Here is a 20,138-nt window from a genome sequence, read left to right on the forward strand (position 1 = left end):
CATTGTCTGTATCCCATAAGCACTCCGCTCAATGAGCTAGCAGCATGGCGATCTTTGCCTTCACTCAGGTATCATCGGCGCTCTTCTGTTTTTTCATGGATGAGGCTGCACCATATGCTCGATTTTTCCTATCAGGCCCCCAAGATAGACAACGATCCTCGGGATCTCGATCAGTTTATGGAACTGAGTTCCTCCCTCAAGTTATTGATCTGCCATCAGAGTCTGAAAGATACGCTGCTTGCGCGCCCCGAGCTGGTTGCGGCCAGCCTGCAAGCGGCCCTGGGGCAGGAGGGGCCTTATCTGTGCCCGATCATCGACTCTTCTGATCCGCAAGGGCTGCTTATCCTGATCTTCAGCCCGGCGCTGGGAACAGGCCATGAGCGCTTCAAACAGATCCGGCAATGGATAGCCCCCCTTGCCCAATACCAGACCGAGCAGCTGAGTCTGCATCTGGAAGGGTTCGAACCCGCCGAGAGGGCCCGACTCGGAGAGGTACTGCTTGCCTCCCTGCTGGCCGCCAACGTGACGCTGCCGAGCCAGAAGCGCGAGGCCAAGGCCAGGATCCCTTATCGCCTGCTCGCCAGCTCCCCCGCATTTCCCCTGGATGTGGCGCGTTTGTGTGCCGAGGCCGAAGGCAATGCCCTGGCCCGCCATCTTGGTGTGCTGCCCGCCTCCGTGCTCGATGCGCCCGGCTACCGGCAACGGGTGAAAGAGATGGCCGGTGTCGAGGGGTGGCAGTGTCAGGAATATGATGAGGCAGCCTTGAAGGCACTGGGGGCGGGGGCTTTTCTCGCCGTGAGCCGCGGCTCTCAGGATGGCCAGGGCGCCATCGTGAAGCTCAGTTATGAACCCGCAGGGGCCACCCGGCAGCTGGCCCTGGTGGGCAAGGGGATCTGTCACGACTCGGGCGGCTACAACCTGAAAGTGGGGGGCTCCATGTATGGCATGCACCTGGATATGGGTGGCAGCGCCGTGGCGCTGGGAACCCTGCTCGCCATTAGCCGGGCCAGGCTGCCGGTGAGGGTGCACTGTTGGCTGGCCATCGCCGAAAACCACATAGGCCCGGCGGCTTATCGCCCTGGTGAGGTGGTGACCGCCTGCAATGGCACCACCATCGAGGTGGTGGACACCGATGCCGAGGGGCGCATGGTGCTGGCCGATGCCCTGGCGCTGGCGGCGCGAGACGAGCCGGATCTTATCATCGACTACGCCACCCTGACCGGCGCCTGCAAGCGGGCGCTGGGCAGCCGTTACAGCGGTGCCTTCACCAACCAGGCCGAGTGGCTGACCTGCCTCATTGCGCTTGGGCAAGAGAGCGGGGAGCGGGTGTGGCCCTTCCCGCTCGACAGTGATTATGATGAGGCGCTGGAGAGCGAATGGGCGGATCTGTTGCAGTGCGCCCCCGGTGCCTCGCCGGATCATATCGATGCGACCCGTTTTCTCAGCCGTTTCGTGCCAGCCAACACCCCCTGGTTACATCTGGACTTGTCCGGCTACCGCAACAAGGGGGGCAATGGGGTGGTGGGCAGCGAGGTAACGGGCTTTGGGGTACGGTTTACCCTGGCACTGCTGGCCGACTGGCAGGCTGGGATCCTGACTGGATCCCGCCCGCGCCCTGGCTGATAATGGCGCCCTGCTTGTCGGCCCGCTCGTCAAAGATGAGTGGCTTTGGCCTCGAAAGGCCACTCATTGCCAGGGGTTGACCACTGTTGAGCCCGTTTGGCCGGGTCAGCGCCAGCGTTCATTTTCCATGTAGTAAAGGATTGATATGAAGACGCCATCTTATGACTGGGTACTCTTTGATCTCGATGAAACCCTGCTGGATTTCCCGGTGGATCTCGCCTTGGAGCAGACCTTGCAGCTGCACGGTATCGTCGCGAACGAGGCGCGGATGAGTGAGTATCGTGAGCTCAATCATCGACTGTGGGGTCAGTACAACAGTGGTGAAATAGATGCCCAGCATCTGCAACAGACCCGTTTCTCCCCCTTCGTCCCAGCAGGGCTCGACCCCCTCGCCATGAATAATACTTTTTTGCAGCAGATCATTGCCCTGAGTCAGCCCCTGGATGGCGTACTGGAAACCTTGCTGCAACTGAAAGAGCGGGTGAGCATGGGCATCATCACCAACGGTTTCAGCCTGCCCCAGCGCGGCCGTCTGGCCAAACTTGGCTGGCACGACTGGTTCGCACCGCTGATCATCTCGGACGAGGTGCGAGTCACCAAACCGGCGGCGGCCATCTTCGAGCAGAGCCTGGCGCTGATGGGGAGACCGGATCCGGCCCGGGTGCTGATGGTGGGAGACAATCCCAAGACGGACATAGCCGGCGCGGCGGCCATGGGGCTGGCCACCTGCTGGTATAACCCCCAGGGTCAGGCGGGGGACTGTGCCCCGACCCACGAGATCCGCCACTTCAGCCATCTGGCCGAGATAGTCCTGGGATAACGGCGGTAATAATGCTGGGATAAAACAGCGATGTCCCGCTCGACAAAACAGGCAGCCTCTTGGCTGCCTGTTTTGTTGTGTCATTGCGGGATCCTGCCCCTATTCATCAGGCCGGGCCAGCCTGGGCTGGATAACACGCGCCAGCAGATTGACCCCTGACCCCATCACGGTTTTATCGACGTTGAACGTTGAACGATGGATGGAGGGCACCGAGGACGGTTCCCCCATGAATCAAGAGATAGCCAGCTTGTGCTGGATAACACGCGCCAGCAGATTGACTCCATGTTCCATCACGGTTTTATCGACGTTGAACGCGGGATGATGGATGGGGGGCACTGAGGACGGTCCCTTATGCATCAAGAGATAGCCAGCCTGTGCTGGATAAAACGCGCCAGCAGGTTGACCCCCGATTCCATCACGGTTTCATCGAAGTTGAATGCGGGATGGTGGTGAGGCGCACTGAGATCGGCACCCAGGATGAGATAAGCGGCCTGACCACCATTGCGCTGCACCCGTTCGATGAGGAAACCGGCATCTTCACTGGCACCGAAGCGGCGGGTGTGCACCGTATTGAGGGCCATGGCGGCGGCCAGGGGGAGCAACTCTTCAATCAGCTCAGGGCTGTTGTGGATGCCGATGGCTTCCCCTTGCTTGCGAATGAGATAACTCACCCCCTGCATCAGGGCGGCCCCCTCGACGATGCGTTGTACCTGGCCAAAGACATAGTCGTTGAGCGCCGGGCTGGCGCCCCGGGTTTCTCCTTGCAGGCGAGCCTGGCCGGGTATCACATTGCGACCGCTGCCACCACTGAGCTGGCCGACGTTGATGCGGGTCATGCCGTCGCGATGACGGGGGATGCCGAGCATGGCGGTGGTCGCCATACAGGCCGCCGCCAGGGCATTGCGGCCCGCATTGGGCTCGAGCCCGGCGTGAGCCGACTCCCCCATGAATTCCACATCAAACTTGGTCGAGCAGAGAAACTCGGTAGGGTTGAGGACCAGCTCGCCGCTGGTGGCATGAATGCCTATGTGCAGCGCCAGCAGCGCGTCCACATCATCGAGCTGGCCACCTGCCGCCAGCGCCTTGCCGCCACGGCATCCCTCTTCCGCCGGCTGGAAGAACAGCTTTATGCGTCCCCCAAGCTGCTCGGCCTGGGCCATGATGCGCTCTGCCAGTACCAGGCCGATGGCGGTGTGGCCATCATGGGCACAGGCGTGCATCCAACCGGTATTGTGAGACTGCCATGCCTCCTGGGTGGGTTGGTGCTGCTCGCCACTCTCTTCGTCCACCTCAACGGCATCTATGTCGAAACGAAACCCCAGCGTCGGGCCGGGCCGTCCGCTATCCCACAGGCCCATCACGCCGGTCAGGTTCTCGATGCGTGCCAACCAGTCGGGGTTGGCACCTTGGCGCAGGGCTCGCTCTTTCTGCGCTGCTACGTCGATCTGGCGGCCCATCACCAAGGAACTGGCCAGCAGGGCATCTCCCAGCATGACGGTGAAACCGAGTTCATTGAGGCGGTGTGCGATGAGGGCGCTGGTGCGAAATTCACACCAGGCTGCTTCTGGCAGACGATGCAGATCGCGGCGCCAGTGGCGCAGGGTGTCGATAGTCATAACGGATCCCGAGAACAACTGAAGAGGGTTATTGTGGCCCTGGGGTGGGGCAGAGTAAATCGGTGATGGGGCCGCCCATAAGAGGTCGGACGAGCATGGGCATCATGGGGAAATGCAGAAATGGCGCAAAAAGCACAAACAAAAAAACCAACCGTGAAAAAGTCACAGTTGGTGTCGATTAAACAGTCGTTTTCTGGTCAGTCAGTGAGGCACAAGGCGCCTCGCATGGCTCAAAACTGGGACAGTGAAGGCAGGGAAACTGCGACCAGAGTGAAAAACACAGTGAAAACTGCTGTAACTAAGAATTCGGTCATATCTTTTCTCCCTGGCTGGCTGTTGATGGATCCAAGATAACACAAAGGGAGATTAAAACAATGGCTCTTTGTGATAAATGGGGCATTTTTATGGCTTGAGCAACCAAGCGACCGTTTTTGCATGCTGGTGTTTGAAATGCACCCAAGTCGATGTGGTTAATGGAATGTTTCGACGGAAAACCATTTTAAACTCATTATTTTCAATAGCTTATTGTGCATTGATAACAGGTTTATGAATGGGTTTTGAATGAGGCTTTTTAGGTTTTACCACTTTTAGAGAGCGTAAATGGCGATCCAGCCCAGTCAAAAGCTGTCGCCGAGCGCTGTTTTTGGCCGTCAGACGGTGCCATGCCCCTCTGTAAGCAGATTTTTTGTAGGTGTCGATTTTATGATCTTATCTAACCCCATGACACTGCTCAGGCTTTGCCCCGACAGAGCAGGGCGGTGCGATCAGACAGATAGCCGGGCGTGGGGAGCATGAAAGGAGCCTATCAAGAGGGTGAGCGAACAAGGCGGGAGCGGAGGAAAGCGATCAACAGGGCAGGGGGACGACATCGTATGGGCCTTTGCTTAATAAGCGATGACTGATGAACACTTAATTGTAAATATAATGAGGCAGCTGCTCTTGTAATTATTCATTTGGCTACTTTTCGCTGTAGTCAATGCGGAGTAAGATGCCTGCTCAATAAAAATAAGAATTAGGAGTTCGGGTGTGAAAACATTAGTAAGCGAGAGGGTATCGCCTTATATAAATCAATTATATGAATGCGGTATTAATGATTCTGACATTAAGCTGGTCGTGGACAAGTTTCGTCATGATCTCGGTGGCAGTTCAACCCTGTTTTTATTGCGCGATGATGACAAGAGCGACGGGATCAAGCTGTTTGCCAGCGGCTTGAACGATGCTCAGCAGCATTTCTATCTGCAGCATCATCGTCAGGATCTCTGGTTCAATCACTACCTGGATAAAGGATGCCAGGGGGTGGTCAGCGCCAACGAGATCTCCGACAACGCCGGCCTGCTCGCCAGCTTTGGCGCCCAGTTTGCCTTAGGGGGCGTGTGCCGGGTCAAGGATCATGGCTTGAGCTCTCTGTGCGGTTATCGCAGTGGGGCCCAGAGCGATTTCAACCTGCAAGAGAGGCATCTGGTTGCCGATACCTATGCCGGTCTTGCGGCCTGGAGTCAGCACTATTGGAATCTGCTTGCTCTGGAAACCCAGAATTACCAGCTGCAACAGCTGGTGCGTAACCACAATAAGCCGAGCGCCATCATTGATGGCAAGGGTTATATCCATTATTCCAATATGGCATTTAACCGCATCACGGATGAAAATGTGGAATTGCGCACCCTGACGGGCTTGTTCTCCCTGCATAGCAAGGAGCTGCAGCGTCAATTCAAAGAGATGCTTGCCGGCTTTGCCTATCTGCTGCCCGGGGCAAGCGCTTATCTTTCCGTACCCCGCCAATCCAATCTCAGGCCCTTGTTGATCCAGTGCACCCTGATGAGTGGCCTGACCCGGTTCGAGCGTTATGTGGAGTTGGTGCTGCGCGACCCTGAGCATGCGTTTAATCCCGATATCGAGGCCCTGGCCAGTCTCTATCCACTGACCATAGGGGAGAAAGAGCTGCTGATGCTGATGAGCAAGGGATACAGCAGCAATGACATCGCCCAATTACGGGGCGTGAAAGTGGAAACGGTGCGATCCACCCTCAAAGGGGTCTTCAAGAAGACTGATTGTCACAGCCAGAGCGAGCTGTTGTTGCTGCTGCAATCCATCTCCTGACATCGGCGAGCTATGCTAGACATGAGGCCGCCAATATAAGGCGGCCGAGCCAGATTTCTTAGGGGGTTCAACATGAAAGCATTAATGGCCAAGGACTATATGCAGGTGAGGCCCATCACCTTCAAGGCTGAGATGATGGTGCAATCTGCCGTCGCCAAGTTTATCAACAGCAATCAACTGGGCGGCCCTGTCATCGATGAGGCAGGTCACTTGATAGGCTGGGTCTCTGAGCAAGATTGCATCTCCGTCATGCTCAAGGAGGCCTATCACTGCGAGCAGGTGGCTCAGGTCAAGGATGTGATGCGCAAGGATGTGCTGACGGTCAACCCTGACACCAGCATGCTGGAGCTGGCCGAGATGATGCTGGGTCAGAAACCCAAGATGTATCCGGTGCTGGAGGGCGGCCGCCTGGTGGGGGTCATCAGTCGCCATGATGTGATGAAGGCCATTCACAATCAGCTCGATACCTGCTTCCTTCCCCGGGCTCACCACTGACAGCTCTTCACCGAGGCAGGGGTCTTCCCCTGCTTTTATCCTGACCCGCAACCTGACCGCGTTAATGCTTGCACCGCTCCCGCCCGCTCTTTAGGATCTCCCCCAGCTATCGATATGGCCCCCAGCGGGCTTTCTATAAGGAATCTGTACCTTGTCTCTCTCTATCGAGGCGCTGCGCCGCCGTCTTTCTGCCTGCATGAATCTGGATGCCCGCCGTCTATCCAGTCGACTTCATGGGGTCAAGAAGCTGCCACAAGACAAGCAAGAGTCTGTGCTGGAAACCATTGCCGCCGATCTGGACGCCGCCGAGCAGCGTTACCAGTCCCGCCTGGCCGGGGTGCCTGCCGTTACTTATCCAGACAACCTGCCGGTCAGCCAGAAGCAGGCGGAGATCGCCAAGGCGATTCAAGAACATCAGGTGGTGATCATCGCCGGGGAAACCGGCTCGGGCAAGACCACCCAGATCCCCAAGATCTGTCTGGCACTGGGGCGCGGGGTGAAAGGTTACATCGGCCACACCCAGCCGCGCCGCTTGGCGGCCCGCACCGTGGCGGCCCGCATCGCCGAGGAGATGAAGTCCGAGCTCGGCCAATATGTCGGCTACAAGGTGCGCTTCACCGATCAGGTGAGCGAGCAGACCCACATCAAGCTGATGACCGACGGCATCCTGCTGGCGGAGATCCAGCACGACCGCATGTTGACCCAGTACGACACCATCATCATCGATGAGGCCCATGAGCGCAGCCTCAACATCGACTTCATCCTGGGCTATCTCAAGCAGCTGCTGCCCAGGCGCCCCGATCTCAAGGTGATCATCACCTCGGCCACCATCGACCCCCAGCGCTTCTCCCGCCACTTCAACCAGGCGCCGGTGATCGAAGTATCGGGCCGTACCTATCCGGTGGAGGTGCGCTATCAGCCGCGCCCGGAAGGGGGTGACGATCGCGATGAGTTGCAGGGCATCTTCGATGCGGTGCAGGAGCTGGCCAAAGAGGGCTTGGGGGACATCCTCATCTTCATGAATGGCGAGCGGGAGATCCGCGACACCGCCGATGCCTTGAACAAGCTGGGGCTGCGTGACACCGAGATATTGCCGCTCTATGCGCGCCTCTCCAACAGCGAGCAGAACAGGGTGTTTCAGCAGCACGCCGGGCGGCGCATCGTGCTCGCCACCAACGTGGCGGAGACCTCCCTCACGGTGCCAGGCATCCGTTACGTGATAGATCCCGGCACCGCCCGCATCAGCCGCTACTCCTGGCGCACCAAGGTGCAGCGCCTGCCCATCGAACCCGTCTCCCAGGCCAGCGCCAACCAGCGCATGGGCCGCTGTGGCCGGGTCGCCGACGGTATCTGCATCCGCCTCTACTCGGAGGAAGACTTCAACAACAGGCCCGCCTTTACCGATCCCGAGATCCTGCGCACCAACCTCGCCTCCGTCATCTTGCAGATGCTGGCGCTGGGGCTGGGCAACATGGAGGCCTTCCCCTTCGTCGAGCCGCCGGAGTCGCGCCACATCAAGGATGGCCTCTCCCTGCTCAACGAGCTGGGGGCGGTCAAGGCGCTGCCGGCAAACAGGGAGCAGGACGGCAAGCTGCAACTGACCGAGACCGGTCGCCAGCTGTCGCGCATTCCCCTCGATCCACGGCTCGCCAAGATGGTGATCACCGGGGCGCAAACCGGCTGCCTGAGCGAGGTGATGGTGATCACCGCCGGCCTTAGCATCCAGGATCCTCGCGAGCGCCCCATGGAGAAGAAACAGGCCGCCGACGAGCAGCACAGGCGCTTCGAGGACAAGGAGTCCGACTTCCTCGCCTTCGTCAATCTGTGGAACTACCTGAAAGAGCAGCAGGATGCCCTGGGCAGCAACCCGTTCCGTCGCATGTGCCAGAAGGAGTTCCTCTCATTCCTGCGGGTGCGCGAATGGCAGGATATCCACTTCCAGCTGCGCCAGACGGTGAAAGAGCTGGGCTTCAAGAGCAATTCGGAGCCCGCGGATTTCAAGACGGTACACTGCGCCCTGCTGACCGGCCTGCTCAGCCATATCGGCAACAAGGATCTGGAAAAGCCGGAGTTTCTCGGCGCTCGCAATGGTCGCTTCCATATTTTCCCGGCTTCGGGACTGTTCAAGAAGCCGCCCAAGTGGGTGATGGCCGCCGAACTGGTGGAGACCTCGCGCCTCTATGCCCGGGTCAACGCCAAAATTGAACCCGAGTGGGTGGAACCCCTGGCGGCGCACCTCATCAAGCTGCACCACAGCGATCCCCACTGGTCGAAGAAAAGTGGCGCCGTCATGGCCAAGGAGAAGGTGACCCTCTACGGCCTGACCCTGGTCAATGAGCGTCTCATCAACTTCAGCACCATAGACCCGGCCCTGTGCCGCGAGCTGTTCATTCGCCGCGCCCTGGTGGAGGGGGACTTCGAGACCCGCCACCGCTTCTTTAGCGACAACCGCAAGCTGCTGGCCGAGGTGGAGGCGCTGGAGCACAAGTCGCGGCGCCGCGACATCCTGGTGGATGACGAAGACCTGTTCCGCTTCTATGATGCGCGGCTGCCGGAGGATGTCATCTCCAGCCGTCACTTCGACAAGTGGTGGAAGGAGGCGCAAAAGCAGAACCCCGATCTGCTCAACTTCGAGAAAGAGATGCTGATGAAGGGGGATGCGGCCCACATCAGCGACTTCGATTACCCCAACTTCTGGCAGCAGGGGCGCCTCAAGCTCAAGCTGACCTACCAGTTCGAGCCGGGGGAGGCGGCCGATGGCGTCACCCTGCATATCCCGTTGCCGCTGCTCAACCAGGTCGAAGTCAAAGGCTTCGAGTGGCTGATCCCGGGTCTGCGTCATGAGCTGTTGGTGGCCCTCATCAAGTCGATGCCCAAGCCGATGCGCAAGAACTTCGTGCCGGCCCCCAACTATGCCGATGCGCTGCTCGCCAGCATCAATCCCGAGCAGGGGCCGCTGCTGGACGAGATGGAGCGCCAACTGCGGCGCATGACCGGCATCACTGTGCCCCGGGAGGCCTGGGACTGGGCGGCGGTGCCCGATCACCTGAAACTCACCTTCCGGGTGGTGGACGACAAACACAAGAAGGTGGCTGAGGCCAAGGATCTGGAGGCGCTCAAAGAGTCCTTGCGTGGCCGGGTGCAGGAGACGCTCTCCCAGGTCGCGGATGATGACATCGAGCAGTCCGGCCTTACCCTGTGGAGCTTCGGGGAGCTGCCCAAGGAGTACAGCCAGAAACGCAGTGGCTTTGAGATGAAAGCCTATCCGGCGCTGGTGGATCAGAAAGATTCGGTCGCCATCCAGCTGGTGGAGAGCCCGGTTGCCCAGCAGCAACTGATGTGGAGCGGCCAGCGTCGGCTGATCCTGCTCAACGTGCCATCCCCCATCAAGTACCTGCAGGAGAAGCTGCCCAACAAGGCCAAGCTGGGGCTCTATTTCAACCCGTTCGGCAAGGTGGCGGAGCTCATTGACGACTGCATCGCCTGTGGCTGCGACAAGCTCATCGAGCGCCACGGCGGCCTGGCCTGGGACGAGGCGGGCTTCGAGGCGCTCAAGGAGTTCGTGCGCGCCGAGCTGAACGATGCCGTGGTCGAGGTGGCCAGCCAGGTGGAAGCCGTGCTGACCCTCTCCTTTGATATCAAGAAGCGCCTCAAGGGCAAGATGCAGCTCGATACCGCCTTTGCCATGTCCGACATCCAGTTGCAGCTCGACAAGCTCATCCACAAGGGCTTCGTCACCGAGACCGGCTGGCAGCGATTGCCGGATCTGTTGCGCTACCTGCGCGCCATCGAGCGGCGCATGGAGAAGCTGGCCATCGATCCCAACCGGGACAGGGCTTACATGCTCAAGGTGCAGAGTGTCGAGAACGATTACAAGGCGCTGCTTGCCAAGATGCCCAAGTCCCAGCCGATCCCCCCCGAGGTGGCCAACATCCGCTGGATGATCGAGGAGCTGCGGGTGTCGTTCTTTGCCCAGCAACTGGGCACCCCCTATCCGGTCTCGGATAAACGGGTGCAGAGTGCCATCGCTCAGTGCTAACCTGATGGCACGGCGGGGTTGACAGGGAAAGTCGCCTTGCTAGCCATTGATTAGTCGAGATAAAAAGGAGCAGGCATGCTTGGACTCTGGTTAGGGATGGCATTGGTGAACATCAGTGGGTATCAACCCATTGCCGAGCAGACCTGGGTCAGCCTGAACCCTGAATATTATCCGCTGCGCCAGGCGCCACCGCCCATCTTTGCCGCCTGGCACGGCAACCAGTATCCCCCCCTGGCCAGTCGCCAATACAAGGGGCATTGGCAAGTGCTGTTCCCGGCAAGATTGGTCCCTCCATTCGACTTGTTCGAGGGGCAGGCCCAGCTTTCCCGTGCCTATCTGGCCCGGTTGGAGCGTATCGACGAGATGGCTTATGGCATCGCCAGCGTTGAACCGGCGAAACCGGCCACGCTCAATCAGGAGCAGCGGCTCGAACAGGCCACCAGCCATGTGCCCGTGCTGCCCGAGTTCACACTTCCCAATCAATATGGCCTCCTGCTGGCATCCCCCCTGCTCAGTGACCGGATGCCCCATCAGGGGCAGGTACAGCCTCAGGGCCAACCGGAACGGGTCGAGTCAACCCTGGCAAGAGGGGAGGAGAGCGGTGGCATCTGTCACAGGGTGGCACCCGGCGAGACCTTGTGGCGCATCGCCAGCACCCTGGCCAAGGGGGAGGGCGGGGACACCTACAGCTATCTGCTGGCGCTCTATGAAACCAATCGCCAGCAGCTGGGAGCCAAGCCTGTGGTCAAGACCGGGGATGCCCTGCGCTGCCCGGCGCCACAATTGCTGGCCCGTTTCGAGGCGCTCAGCCCCGCCGAGCGTCATCAGCAGTTCAATCGACTCGATGGCAGCCTGTAACCTGTCTTGTCACTGCCGTGATAGCCATGCTACTATCCGCGCTCGTTTTGCGAGGTGCTGATCGGTCGCAGTCAGCATCATAAAGTCATCTACATAGAGATAACCAATATGTCTTTCATATTCGAAGCTGAAGTCCGTTCTGACCTGGGGAAAGGTGCGAGCCGCCGCCTGCGTCATGCTGACCAAGTTCCTGCCATCATCTACGGTGCAGGCAAAGAAGCAGTGTCCATCACTGTTGACCACAAAAAATTCATCATCGCCCAAGCCAAGCCGGAGTTCTACGAATCCGTGCTGACCCTGAAAGTGAACGGTGAAGAAGTCAACGTGAAAGTGAAGGCTATCCAGCGTCACCCAGTGAAAGCCAAGCTGGTGCACATGGACTTCATCCGCGTCTAAGCCTCGCTTGGCACGTGATAAAAACACCTCCCTTGTGGAGGTGTTTTTTTATGTCTGCTTTTCACTTGAAAGGCGGGTGGCGAGCGTGCCTTGCCCGCTCAGTGTTTCGGCAGGTTGTCACCACCTATCACCTCCACAAGCAGGGGGAACCGCCCTTCGGGGTGTTTCCCCTTGATCACCAGACGGGCTGGGTGAGATAGGGATTGCTGACCCGCTCGCGGCCAAAGGTCGAGCTGGGACCGTGACCCGGCACGAAGACGATGTCATCGCCGAGGGGCAACAGGGTCTCGGTGATCGAGCGAATGAGGGTGGCGTGATCGCCACGGGGAAAATCGGTGCGACCTATGCCACCGGCGAACAGCACATCGCCGACCCAGGCGAGCCGCTCACGCTGGCTGAGCAATACCACATGACCCGGGGTGTGGCCGGGGCAGAAATAGACCTCCAGCTCGCAGTTGCCGACTGTCACCTTGTCACCCTGCGCCAGCCAGCCGTCCGGGTTGAAGGCGGGGGTGTGGGGGAAGCCGAACATCTGGCTCTGCTGGGGCAGCATGTCGAGCCAGAAGGCATCTTCCTGGTGGGGGCCGATGATCTTGACCCCGGTCTGCTCGCGCAGGGAGTCGGCGGCGCCCACGTGGTCGAGGTGGCCGTGGGTCAGGATGATCTTCGCCAGCACCAGATCGTGCCGGGCGATGGCGGCCAGCAACTTGTCAGCCTCGCCACCGGGGTCGATCAGCGCGGCCTGGCGGGTCTCGTCACACCAGATGAGGGAGCAGTTCTGGGCGAAAGGGGTGACCGGGATCACCTCGAACTTCAACATGGGGATCGCTCCTGATTGATCTCGGCGGCATGCTGCTCGGCGAAGAAGGCGAGGCAGGCCTGCTTGTCACCGCGAAAGCGGATCCGCTCGCGTTTGTTGTTGAGCTGATAGAGATACATGGGATCGTAGTAACGAGTCAGCAACAGCCGGATCCAGGCCAGGTGCAGCGCGGTATTGCCGCTGCTGGCCTGCTCCGCCAGGGCGGTTTGCATCAAGCCATCCAGCTCCCGGTGATCCTTGTCGCCGAGCCGCTTCTTGAGGCGCGCCAGGGCTTCGGTCAGGTAGCCGGCAAACAGCGGCCAGCCAGCCTCTGGCCCGTGCATCTCCAGATAGCGTGACCAGAGATCCTGCACGTAGTCGACCCGGATCTGTTCGGCACGCTCTTCCTGGGGCACATCCACCACCACCAGCGGGGCTTGGCACATGGCCTCATACAGGCTCAGTGGCAGGGCGCAGCGGCCGATGAGGCGACTCTCGTCTTCCACCACGAAGGCCTGCTCGCCCAGGTGACGGCGCTTGAGCAGCTCGATGGCCAGCTTGTTCTCGAAGTTGATGTTGCTGGGTTGGCCTCCCGGCAACTGGCCAAAGGAGGAGCCCCTGTGATGAGCATGACCCTCCAGATCCACCGCCTGGACAACCTGCTCCAGCATATGGGTCTTGCCGGAGCCGGTCATGCCGGTCAGCACTGTCCAGCCACATTCGGCCGAGGCGCTCTCCTGGGTATCTATCAGAAAGCGGCGCAGCTCCTTGTAGCCACCGGCCACCCGGGGGCGGGTGACCCCGGCCTCATGGAGCCACTGCTGCACCGTCTGGGAGCGCAGGCCGCCGCGAAAGCAGTAGAGCAGGGCATCGGGCTGCTGGCGCAATTGCGCCAGCCAGCCATCGAGACGCGCTGCCCGCACGGCGCCCCCCACCAGTTTGTGGCCGAGGGCAATGGCGGCCGCCTGGCCCTGCTGCTTGTAACAGGTGCCAACCTTGGCGCGTTCTTCATCGGTCATCAGCGGCAGGCTGACGGCATGGGGGAAGGCCCCCTCCTTGAACTCGACGGGGGCGCGCAGGTCGATGAGTGGCACATCCTTGAGGAAAATAGTGGCCAAGTCCGTGGCGAGTGGCAGCGAACTCATTGAATGACCTCGATAAAGCGTTCGCCATCCTTGACCATCAGCTCGCCGACCGGGGAGAGGGAGAGCCCGGCCGCACGGGCGATGCTCAGCAGCGCGGCCTCGCTCTCTTTACCGACGGCCACCAGCAGGCCGCCGCTGGTCTGGGGATCGCACAGGATATTGCGGGTGCGATCACTCATGGCATCGAGCTTGTCACCATAAGAGTCGAAGTTGCGCAGGGTGCCGCCCGGCACGCAGCCCTCATCCAGGTAGTAATCCACCTCGTCCAGCAGCGGCAGCGCCTTGAAGTTCAATCTGGCGCGCAGCCCGGATCCTTCGCACATCTCCAGCAGGTGGCCCGCCAGACCGAAACCGGTCACATCGGTCATGGCATGCACGCCGGGCAGGGCCGCAAACTGCTGACCAATCTTGTTGAGGGTGCACATGGCCTCGGGGGCCAGTTGCTCATGCTCGGGTTTGAGCTTGCCCTTCTTCTGGGCCGTGGTGAGGATGCCGATGCCAAGGGGCTTGGTCAGATAGAGAATGTCGCCCACCTGGGCGGTGTCGTTCTGTTTGATGGCATCAAGCGGCACTATGCCGGTCACCGCCAGGCCGAAGATGGGCTCGGGGGCATCGATGCTGTGGCCGCCGGCCAGGGAGATCCCCGCCTCGTGGCACACCTGGCGACCGCCATCGATCACTTGCTGGGCAATCTCGGGCGCGAGAGTGTTGATGGGCCAGCCGAGGATGGCGATGGCGACGATGGGTTTGCCGCCCATGGCGTAGATGTCGCTGATGGCATTGGTGGCGGCGATGCGGCCAAAGGTAAAAGGGTCATCGACGATGGGCATGAAGAAGTCGGTGGTGGAGACGATGCCCTGGCCGTTGCCGATATCGACCACGGCGGCGTCATCCTTGCTGCTGTTGCCGACGATCAGGGTCGGATCGTCGAAGCCCGGGATCTGGCTCTTGAGAATGGTGTCGAGCACCTTGGGAGAGATTTTGCAGCCACAGCCAGCGCCGTGGCTGTATTGGGTCAGACGAATGGAAGACATAGTTACCCCTTATGCAGAGGCGCTCGTGGCGCCATCTTGATAAACGCGCGGGCTCTGTCGCAACAGCAGGTATCGCAACAATGCACCGCAAATACGGGTGGCCTCGGTGCCAACGGGGGCAGCGATGTCAGGTCGCCATGAATGGCGACCAGGCCGGACGGGGAGGAAGGGGCGACAAGGTGCGCCAGAGCAGCCCCGCCAAGGGCCACAGGACGGGACATTATGCCACAAAGGGGATAAGGGGTTCGAACTGGAATTCACCCCATGGGCAGCGAATGGTGAAAGGGGCACCTCGGGGGGAAGCGCACTAGACTATGACGGGTTGACCGCCGACATGATAGCCAGGACCCATCAGATGAAACTCTACGCCCACCCCTTCTCGTCTTACAGCCAGAAAGTGCTGATCGCCCTCTACGAGAATGCCATCTCGTTTGACTATCGGAACCTCGAAGATCCGGCGGCCAACGCCGAGCTTGTCGCCCTCTGGCCGCTCAAGCGTTTCCCGGTGCTGCTGGACAATGGCCGCACCATCCTCGAGAGCAGTACCATCATCGAGTACCTCCAGCACTATCACCCCAGCCCCGTTCAGCTGATCCCGGAGGGGGAGGCGGGGCTAGAGGTTCACATGCTCGATCGCCTGTTCGACAACTATGTGATGACGCCGATGCAGAAGGTGGTACTGGACGGCTTGCGTCCAGATGGTGACAAGGATGCCTATGGGGTGGCACAGGCGCGCGATTTGCTGGGCAGGATCTACCCCTGGCTCGACGATCGCCTGGCCGGACGCCGCTGGATAGCCGGTGAGCGCTTCACCCTGGCCGATTGCGCCGCCGCCCCCTCACTCTTTTATGCCGACTGGGCCCACGAGATCCCCTCTCTCTATACCCGGCTGCGGGACTATCGCGCTCGGCTGCTGAGCCACCCCTCCGTCGCGCGTACCGTGGACGAGGCGCGCCCCTACCGCCACTATTTTCCGCTCGGGGCGCCCGCGCGCGACTAGCGACATGGGCCAGGCCCATGGTGATCGGTACTGTGATGGCGAGTGTCGCCGGTATCTCCGATGGCTGGTCGCCACCTGGCACAAGAAAGAGGCCCGCAATCGCGGGCCTCTTTTTGGCATGTTTTGGGTGGGTCATCCCCTCAGGAGAGATGTCGGGGGAGGGCGCCCTTAGCGGGCGCGTACCACCATGCCCTTGAGGTAGAAGCCCTCCGGATAGGCGGTGCCGATGGGGTGATCCGAGGCCTGGGTGAGCAGCTCCAGGATCTGGGCATCGCGACCGGCATCGAGGGCCGCATCGGCCACTATCTTCTGGAACAGACTCTGCTCCATCAAGCCGGTGCAGGAGTAAGTCAGCAGCACGCCACCCGGTGCGAGCAACTGGAACGCCAGCATATTGATGTCCTTGTAGCCACGGCAGGCGCCCAGCAGCTGGGCCTTGCTGTCGGCAAACTTGGGCGGATCCAGCACGATGACATCGAACTTCTCGCCCTTCTCGCGGTATTCGCGCAGCAGCTTGAACACGTCATGGCGCACGAACTGGGTGTTGGAGACATCCAGGCCGTTGAGCTCGGCGTTCTGACGGGCAACATCCAGGGCGTTCTGGGAGAGATCGACGTTGACCACTTCCCGGGCGCCGCCCTTGAGGGCATAGATACCAAAGCCGCCGGTGTAGCAGAAGCAGTTGAGTACCCGCTTGCCTTCGGCGTACTTGGCGGCGGTCTGACGGTTATCGCGCTGATCCAGATAGAAACCGGTCTTGTGACCGTTACGGATGTCCACCAGGATCTTGACGCCGCCGTTCTCCTCGATCACCACCGGCTCGTTCGGTGTCTCGCCATAGATGACGCCAGTGCGCTCTTTGAGCCCCTCTTTCTTGCGCACCGCCACGTCGGAGCGCTCATAGATGCTGCACTCGGGGTAGAGGGTACGCAGGGCTTGGGTGATCAGCTCGCGCTGGAACTCGGCACCGGCAGACAGAATTTGGCACACCAGGAAGTTGGCGTAACGGTCTATGGTCAGACCCGGCAGGCCATCGGATTCGGCGGCGCACAGGCGATAACCGGTGAGGCCCTGACGCTTGATCAGCGGATCCCGGGACTCCTGGGCATAGGAGAGGCGACGAATGAAGAAGTCGAGATCGACGGCCTCGTCTTTATCGAAGGTCCAGACCCTGGCGCGGATCTGGGAGCTGCCGGACCAGGCGCCCCGGGCGAGCCACTTGCCATCGTTGGAGTAGATCTCGACGGTGTCGCCATCGATGGGGTTGCCCTGCACCTTGTCGATCCCCTTGGAGAAGATCCAGGGGTGACGGCGCAGCAGGGATTTTTCGCGGCCTTTGACGAGATAGATGGAAGCGCTCATGGGAGTTGCCAGATGGTCAAAAGAAATGGGGCCACATTCTATGTGGCCCCTCCCAAAAACTCAAAGGCAAAACGTAGTGGTGATGGGCTGAGTCAGATCTTGAGACCACGCAGAGCCTGTGTCAGCTCCGTTGCCGTGGCCTTGAGGCCTGCGGTACCGGCCACCGAGGCGCTGGCGGACTCTTCCACCTGGCTCGCCTCGTGACGGACCCGGTCCAGATTGCGGCTGATCTCCTCGGCCACCGAACTCTGCTGCTCGGAGGCGGTGGCTATCTGGGTGCTCATCTCCAGCACCGCATCGCTGTGGTGGCTGAGCTTCTCGATATCCAACCCCACTTCGGCGATCAGACGCTGGCTCTGCTCGGCGCGCTCGACGGTTTTTTCCATGATGTCGTTGAGTGCGCCCGTGCCCCCTTGCAGCTCTTCGATCATCTTCTGGATCTCGACCGTGGCTTGCTGGGTGCGGCTGGCCAGGGTGCGTACCTCATCGGCGACCACCGCGAAGCCACGACCCTGCTCACCGGCCCGGGCCGCCTCGATGGCGGCATTGAGGGCCAGCAGGTTGGTCTGCTGGGAGATGGCATTGATGACGGCGATCACCTCGTTGATGCGATTGGCGTTGTGGGTCAACCGCTCCACCGCGCCAGAGGCATTGCCTATCTCGCTGGCCAGGGTGCTGATGGCCTCTATGGTACGGGTCACCCGGTTGGCGCCCTGGTTGGCCTCGTCACTCGACTGGCGGGTCTGGGCCAGGGAGTCATTGGCATTGCGGGCGACCTCGCGAATGGCGGCGGACATCTGCTCCATGGCGGCGGCCAGGGAGTCCATGTGCTGGCGTTGATCCATGGCGAGGGATTCGCCGTCACTGGCATGTTCGCGAAACTCGTCGGCGGCCATGGTGAGGGCTTCAGCAGACTCTTCCACCAATTGCACTATCTTATGCTGACGGTCGGTAAATCTGTCGATGCTGCCCGCCAGCACGGAAAACTCGTCCCGGACCGGGAAGAAGTTGAGGCGATGGGTGAGATCGCCGTCAGCCACCGTCTGCAGGGCCTTGTTGGTGGAGTAGAGGGCGCCGGATACGAAGGTCATCAGATAATGGGTGACCAGTGCCATCAGCGCGGCCACCAGGGCGATGACGGTGAGGGTGCTGCCCTGGTTGTCCCAGGGGGAGAACTGGCTGGCATCCAGGGTGGCGGTGAGGTAGCCCGCCTGACCGGCACTGGCGGTGACGCTGCGGTGCTCGCCCTGCTCACTGATGCCAGGAGTACCGCTGGGGCTTAAGCTCAAGCCGGCAGGCAGGGTCAGGGTCGGTTGCTGGCTCACCAGTTGCGCCGTGGTCTCCACCTTGCTTTGCAAGGCGTCGAGGCGCAGCTGCATCTGCTGGGCGTGGCTGCTCGATAGCAGATACCAGGAGAGTACCGCGATGAAGATCAGCGGGCACCAGAAGGTGATGAGGAATTTTTCACTGATGGTGAGATGAATGAGATAGCGGTCAACCCAACGAAACTTTACTTCTTTCATAATGGTATTTGCATCCTGCACAACAGAGAGTGTCGGCATCATTATCGGCTTGCCCTCTCATTGCTTAAGGAAAAGGTGTGAAAAATGGGAGAGCAAGCGTTTTCGGTCAAGGTGTTTGGGCGAGTGCAAGGGGTGGGCTTTCGCTACTTCACTCAGGAGCGAGCCTTGCAACTGGGCTTGAGGGGGCATGCCTATAACCTGGAGGATGGTTCGGTCGAGGTCGTGATCTGCGGACCCAGGGAGCAGGTACAGATGATGCTGGGTTGGCTCGAACACGGTCCGCGCACCGCCGCCGTGACCCACATCGAGTATTTGGCCCATGAGGGGGAGGTCAGGGCGGGCTTTCACATTAATTAGCGCTAGGCTCGTCACGCCCGGACGCTCTGCTTGTTGGCGGTTCCGGGCAGGTGATGGGTCATATCAAGGTGACAGATCCGCCCCCCTGGGGGGTGACAGTGCCGGTGCGTTGGCATTGCCATGATGGGCATGGCAATAAACAGGAGTGACTTCATGGACGATCCCTTACGCGAGCGACTGCTTGATCAGGCGCGTGCCCTCATCAATCACTATTGGGCCGCGACCCTGGCCCTGCGCCAGCAGGCGGGCCTGGAGCAAGTCCATGGCTACCGCATCGCGGCGCGCAGGCTCCATGCCCTGCTGGCCCTGTGGCGCCCGCTCATTTACCACCCCAGGCTGGAGCGGCGGCTGCTGAATTCGGTGCGCCGTCTCTCCCCGTTGCGGGATGAACAGGTCTACGCCAGCCATTTCTTGCATCATAAGGCCGCGAGCAAAGGGGATGAGAAGGAGGGCAAGGGGGCAGTAGCTGAGCCTGTACCACCCAAGGTGAACATGCTGGCGGTGGCCCTCGACGGCTGGCTCGATGCGGTACAACAGGTGCCAGCAGGCTTTGATCCACTGCCCTGGTATCGGCTCCAGCTTGGTCTGCGACTGAGCCTGCTGCTCAACCAGAGTGATGATGAACAGAGCGCCAAATCCAAGAAGCTCAAGAATGACAAGCTGTTGCGCCAATGGCACAAGGCTCGGGTCGAGATCAAGCAGCTCCGCTATGGCTGCGAGCTCTTGGTGGCCATGGGGGCGGGGGATCCGGATTGGTTGACCCTGCTTGGCCGTTGGCAGGAGCAGTTGGGTCAGTTGCAAGATGGCCGGCAGTGGTACAAGCGGCTGCGCCGGGAAAAGAGCACCGCCAAGCAGCAACGGCTGTTGCGGGCCCTGCGCAAGAAAGGGGGCTGGCAGCTACAACGGCTCTCCTGTCAGCGCGGTGAACTCGTTGGGTTGAGCCTCTTGATGCTCAAGGTCGATTGAGGCGCGGC

Annotated in this window: 16 protein-coding genes; 10 read left to right on the forward strand and 6 right to left on the reverse strand. The window is 60.5% G+C overall.

Going from position 1 to position 20,138, the window contains the following annotated elements:
* The first annotated feature begins 114 nt into the window (after positions 1-114).
* On the forward strand, positions 115-1,623 hold the full coding sequence (locus KYK33_RS09705) for a M17 family metallopeptidase (protein WP_396021387.1): 1,509 nt from the start codon (positions 115-117) through the stop codon (positions 1,621-1,623).
* A 145-nt stretch (positions 1,624-1,768) separates the two neighbouring features.
* Positions 1,769-2,443 carry a pyrimidine 5'-nucleotidase gene (gene yjjG, locus KYK33_RS09710; RefSeq protein ID WP_224432830.1) on the forward strand — a complete coding sequence of 225 codons (675 nt, stop codon included), beginning with the start codon at positions 1,769-1,771 and terminating at the stop codon, positions 2,441-2,443.
* A gap of 356 nt (positions 2,444-2,799) precedes the next feature.
* On the opposite strand, the gene KYK33_RS09715 is transcribed toward yjjG, so the two are convergent.
* On the reverse strand, positions 2,800-4,059 hold the full coding sequence (locus KYK33_RS09715) for an amidohydrolase (protein WP_224432831.1): 1,260 nt from the start codon (positions 4,057-4,059) through the stop codon (positions 2,800-2,802).
* 1,026 nt (positions 4,060-5,085) lie between these two features.
* Here KYK33_RS09715 and KYK33_RS09720 point away from each other — a divergent pair.
* The 5 genes from KYK33_RS09720 (at position 5,086) to rplY (ending at position 11,944) form a co-directional block, all read left to right on the forward strand.
* Positions 5,086-6,156, forward strand: a complete 1,071-nt coding sequence (locus tag KYK33_RS09720; protein WP_042042378.1) for a helix-turn-helix transcriptional regulator — start codon at positions 5,086-5,088, stop codon at positions 6,154-6,156.
* A gap of 72 nt (positions 6,157-6,228) precedes the next feature.
* Positions 6,229-6,651 (forward strand): CBS domain-containing protein, encoded by a 423-nt coding sequence (locus KYK33_RS09725; RefSeq protein ID WP_042042380.1) that lies wholly within the window; start codon positions 6,229-6,231, stop codon positions 6,649-6,651.
* Between the two features lie 151 nt (positions 6,652-6,802).
* Complete coding sequence (gene hrpA / locus KYK33_RS09730) at positions 6,803-10,690, forward strand: ATP-dependent RNA helicase HrpA (RefSeq protein ID WP_224432833.1); 3,888 nt, start codon at positions 6,803-6,805, stop codon at positions 10,688-10,690.
* A gap of 75 nt (positions 10,691-10,765) precedes the next feature.
* On the forward strand, positions 10,766-11,548 hold the full coding sequence (locus KYK33_RS09735; protein ID WP_224432834.1) for a hypothetical protein: 783 nt from the start codon (positions 10,766-10,768) through the stop codon (positions 11,546-11,548).
* Between the two features lie 108 nt (positions 11,549-11,656).
* Entirely contained in the window at positions 11,657-11,944 is a 288-nt protein-coding gene (rplY, locus tag KYK33_RS09740) for a 50S ribosomal protein L25 (protein ID WP_005908201.1), read from the forward strand.
* 175 nt (positions 11,945-12,119) lie between these two features.
* Here rplY and KYK33_RS09745 read toward each other — a convergent pair whose 3' ends face one another.
* The 3 genes from KYK33_RS09745 to selD are packed head-to-tail and all read right to left on the reverse strand — an operon-like array spanning position 12,120 to position 14,922.
* A complete protein-coding gene (locus KYK33_RS09745) occupies positions 12,120-12,764 on the reverse strand; it encodes an MBL fold metallo-hydrolase (protein WP_224432835.1) in 645 nt (214 codons plus the stop codon).
* The gene (gene mnmH / locus KYK33_RS09750) at positions 12,758-13,888 is read right to left on the reverse strand and encodes a tRNA 2-selenouridine(34) synthase MnmH (protein ID WP_224432836.1); all 1,131 of its coding nucleotides are present in this window, start codon (positions 13,886-13,888) and stop codon (positions 12,758-12,760) included. The genes KYK33_RS09745 and mnmH overlap by 7 nt, the downstream gene beginning before the upstream one ends.
* The gene (gene selD, locus KYK33_RS09755) at positions 13,885-14,922 is read right to left on the reverse strand and encodes a selenide, water dikinase SelD (RefSeq protein ID WP_224432837.1); all 1,038 of its coding nucleotides are present in this window, start codon (positions 14,920-14,922) and stop codon (positions 13,885-13,887) included. The genes mnmH and selD overlap by 4 nt, the downstream gene beginning before the upstream one ends.
* A gap of 355 nt (positions 14,923-15,277) precedes the next feature.
* On the opposite strand from selD, the gene KYK33_RS09760 reads away from it, so the two are divergent.
* On the forward strand, positions 15,278-15,922 hold the full coding sequence (locus tag KYK33_RS09760; protein WP_224432838.1) for a glutathione S-transferase family protein: 645 nt from the start codon (positions 15,278-15,280) through the stop codon (positions 15,920-15,922).
* Positions 15,923-16,090: 168 nt separating this feature from the next.
* Here KYK33_RS09760 and KYK33_RS09765 read toward each other — a convergent pair whose 3' ends face one another.
* Together KYK33_RS09765 and KYK33_RS09770 are read right to left on the reverse strand one after the other, a co-directional pair.
* On the reverse strand, positions 16,091-17,284 hold the full coding sequence (locus tag KYK33_RS09765) for a class I SAM-dependent methyltransferase (RefSeq protein ID WP_005908514.1): 1,194 nt from the start codon (positions 17,282-17,284) through the stop codon (positions 16,091-16,093).
* 92 nt (positions 17,285-17,376) lie between these two features.
* Positions 17,377-18,807: a methyl-accepting chemotaxis protein gene (locus tag KYK33_RS09770; RefSeq protein WP_224432839.1), complete on the reverse strand. Its 1,431-nt coding sequence runs from the start codon at positions 18,805-18,807 to the stop codon at positions 17,377-17,379.
* A gap of 84 nt (positions 18,808-18,891) precedes the next feature.
* On the opposite strand from KYK33_RS09770, the gene yccX reads away from it, so the two are divergent.
* Positions 18,892-19,164, forward strand: a complete 273-nt coding sequence (gene yccX, locus KYK33_RS09775) for an acylphosphatase (protein WP_042042389.1) — start codon at positions 18,892-18,894, stop codon at positions 19,162-19,164.
* 153 nt (positions 19,165-19,317) lie between these two features.
* Positions 19,318-20,130 (forward strand): CHAD domain-containing protein, encoded by an 813-nt coding sequence (locus KYK33_RS09780; protein WP_224432840.1) that lies wholly within the window; start codon positions 19,318-19,320, stop codon positions 20,128-20,130.
* Positions 20,131-20,138: the final 8 nt, after the last annotated feature.

It is taken from the genome of Aeromonas rivuli, from assembly GCF_020149575.1.
Classification (GTDB): Bacteria; Pseudomonadota; Gammaproteobacteria; order Enterobacterales; family Aeromonadaceae; genus Aeromonas; species Aeromonas rivuli.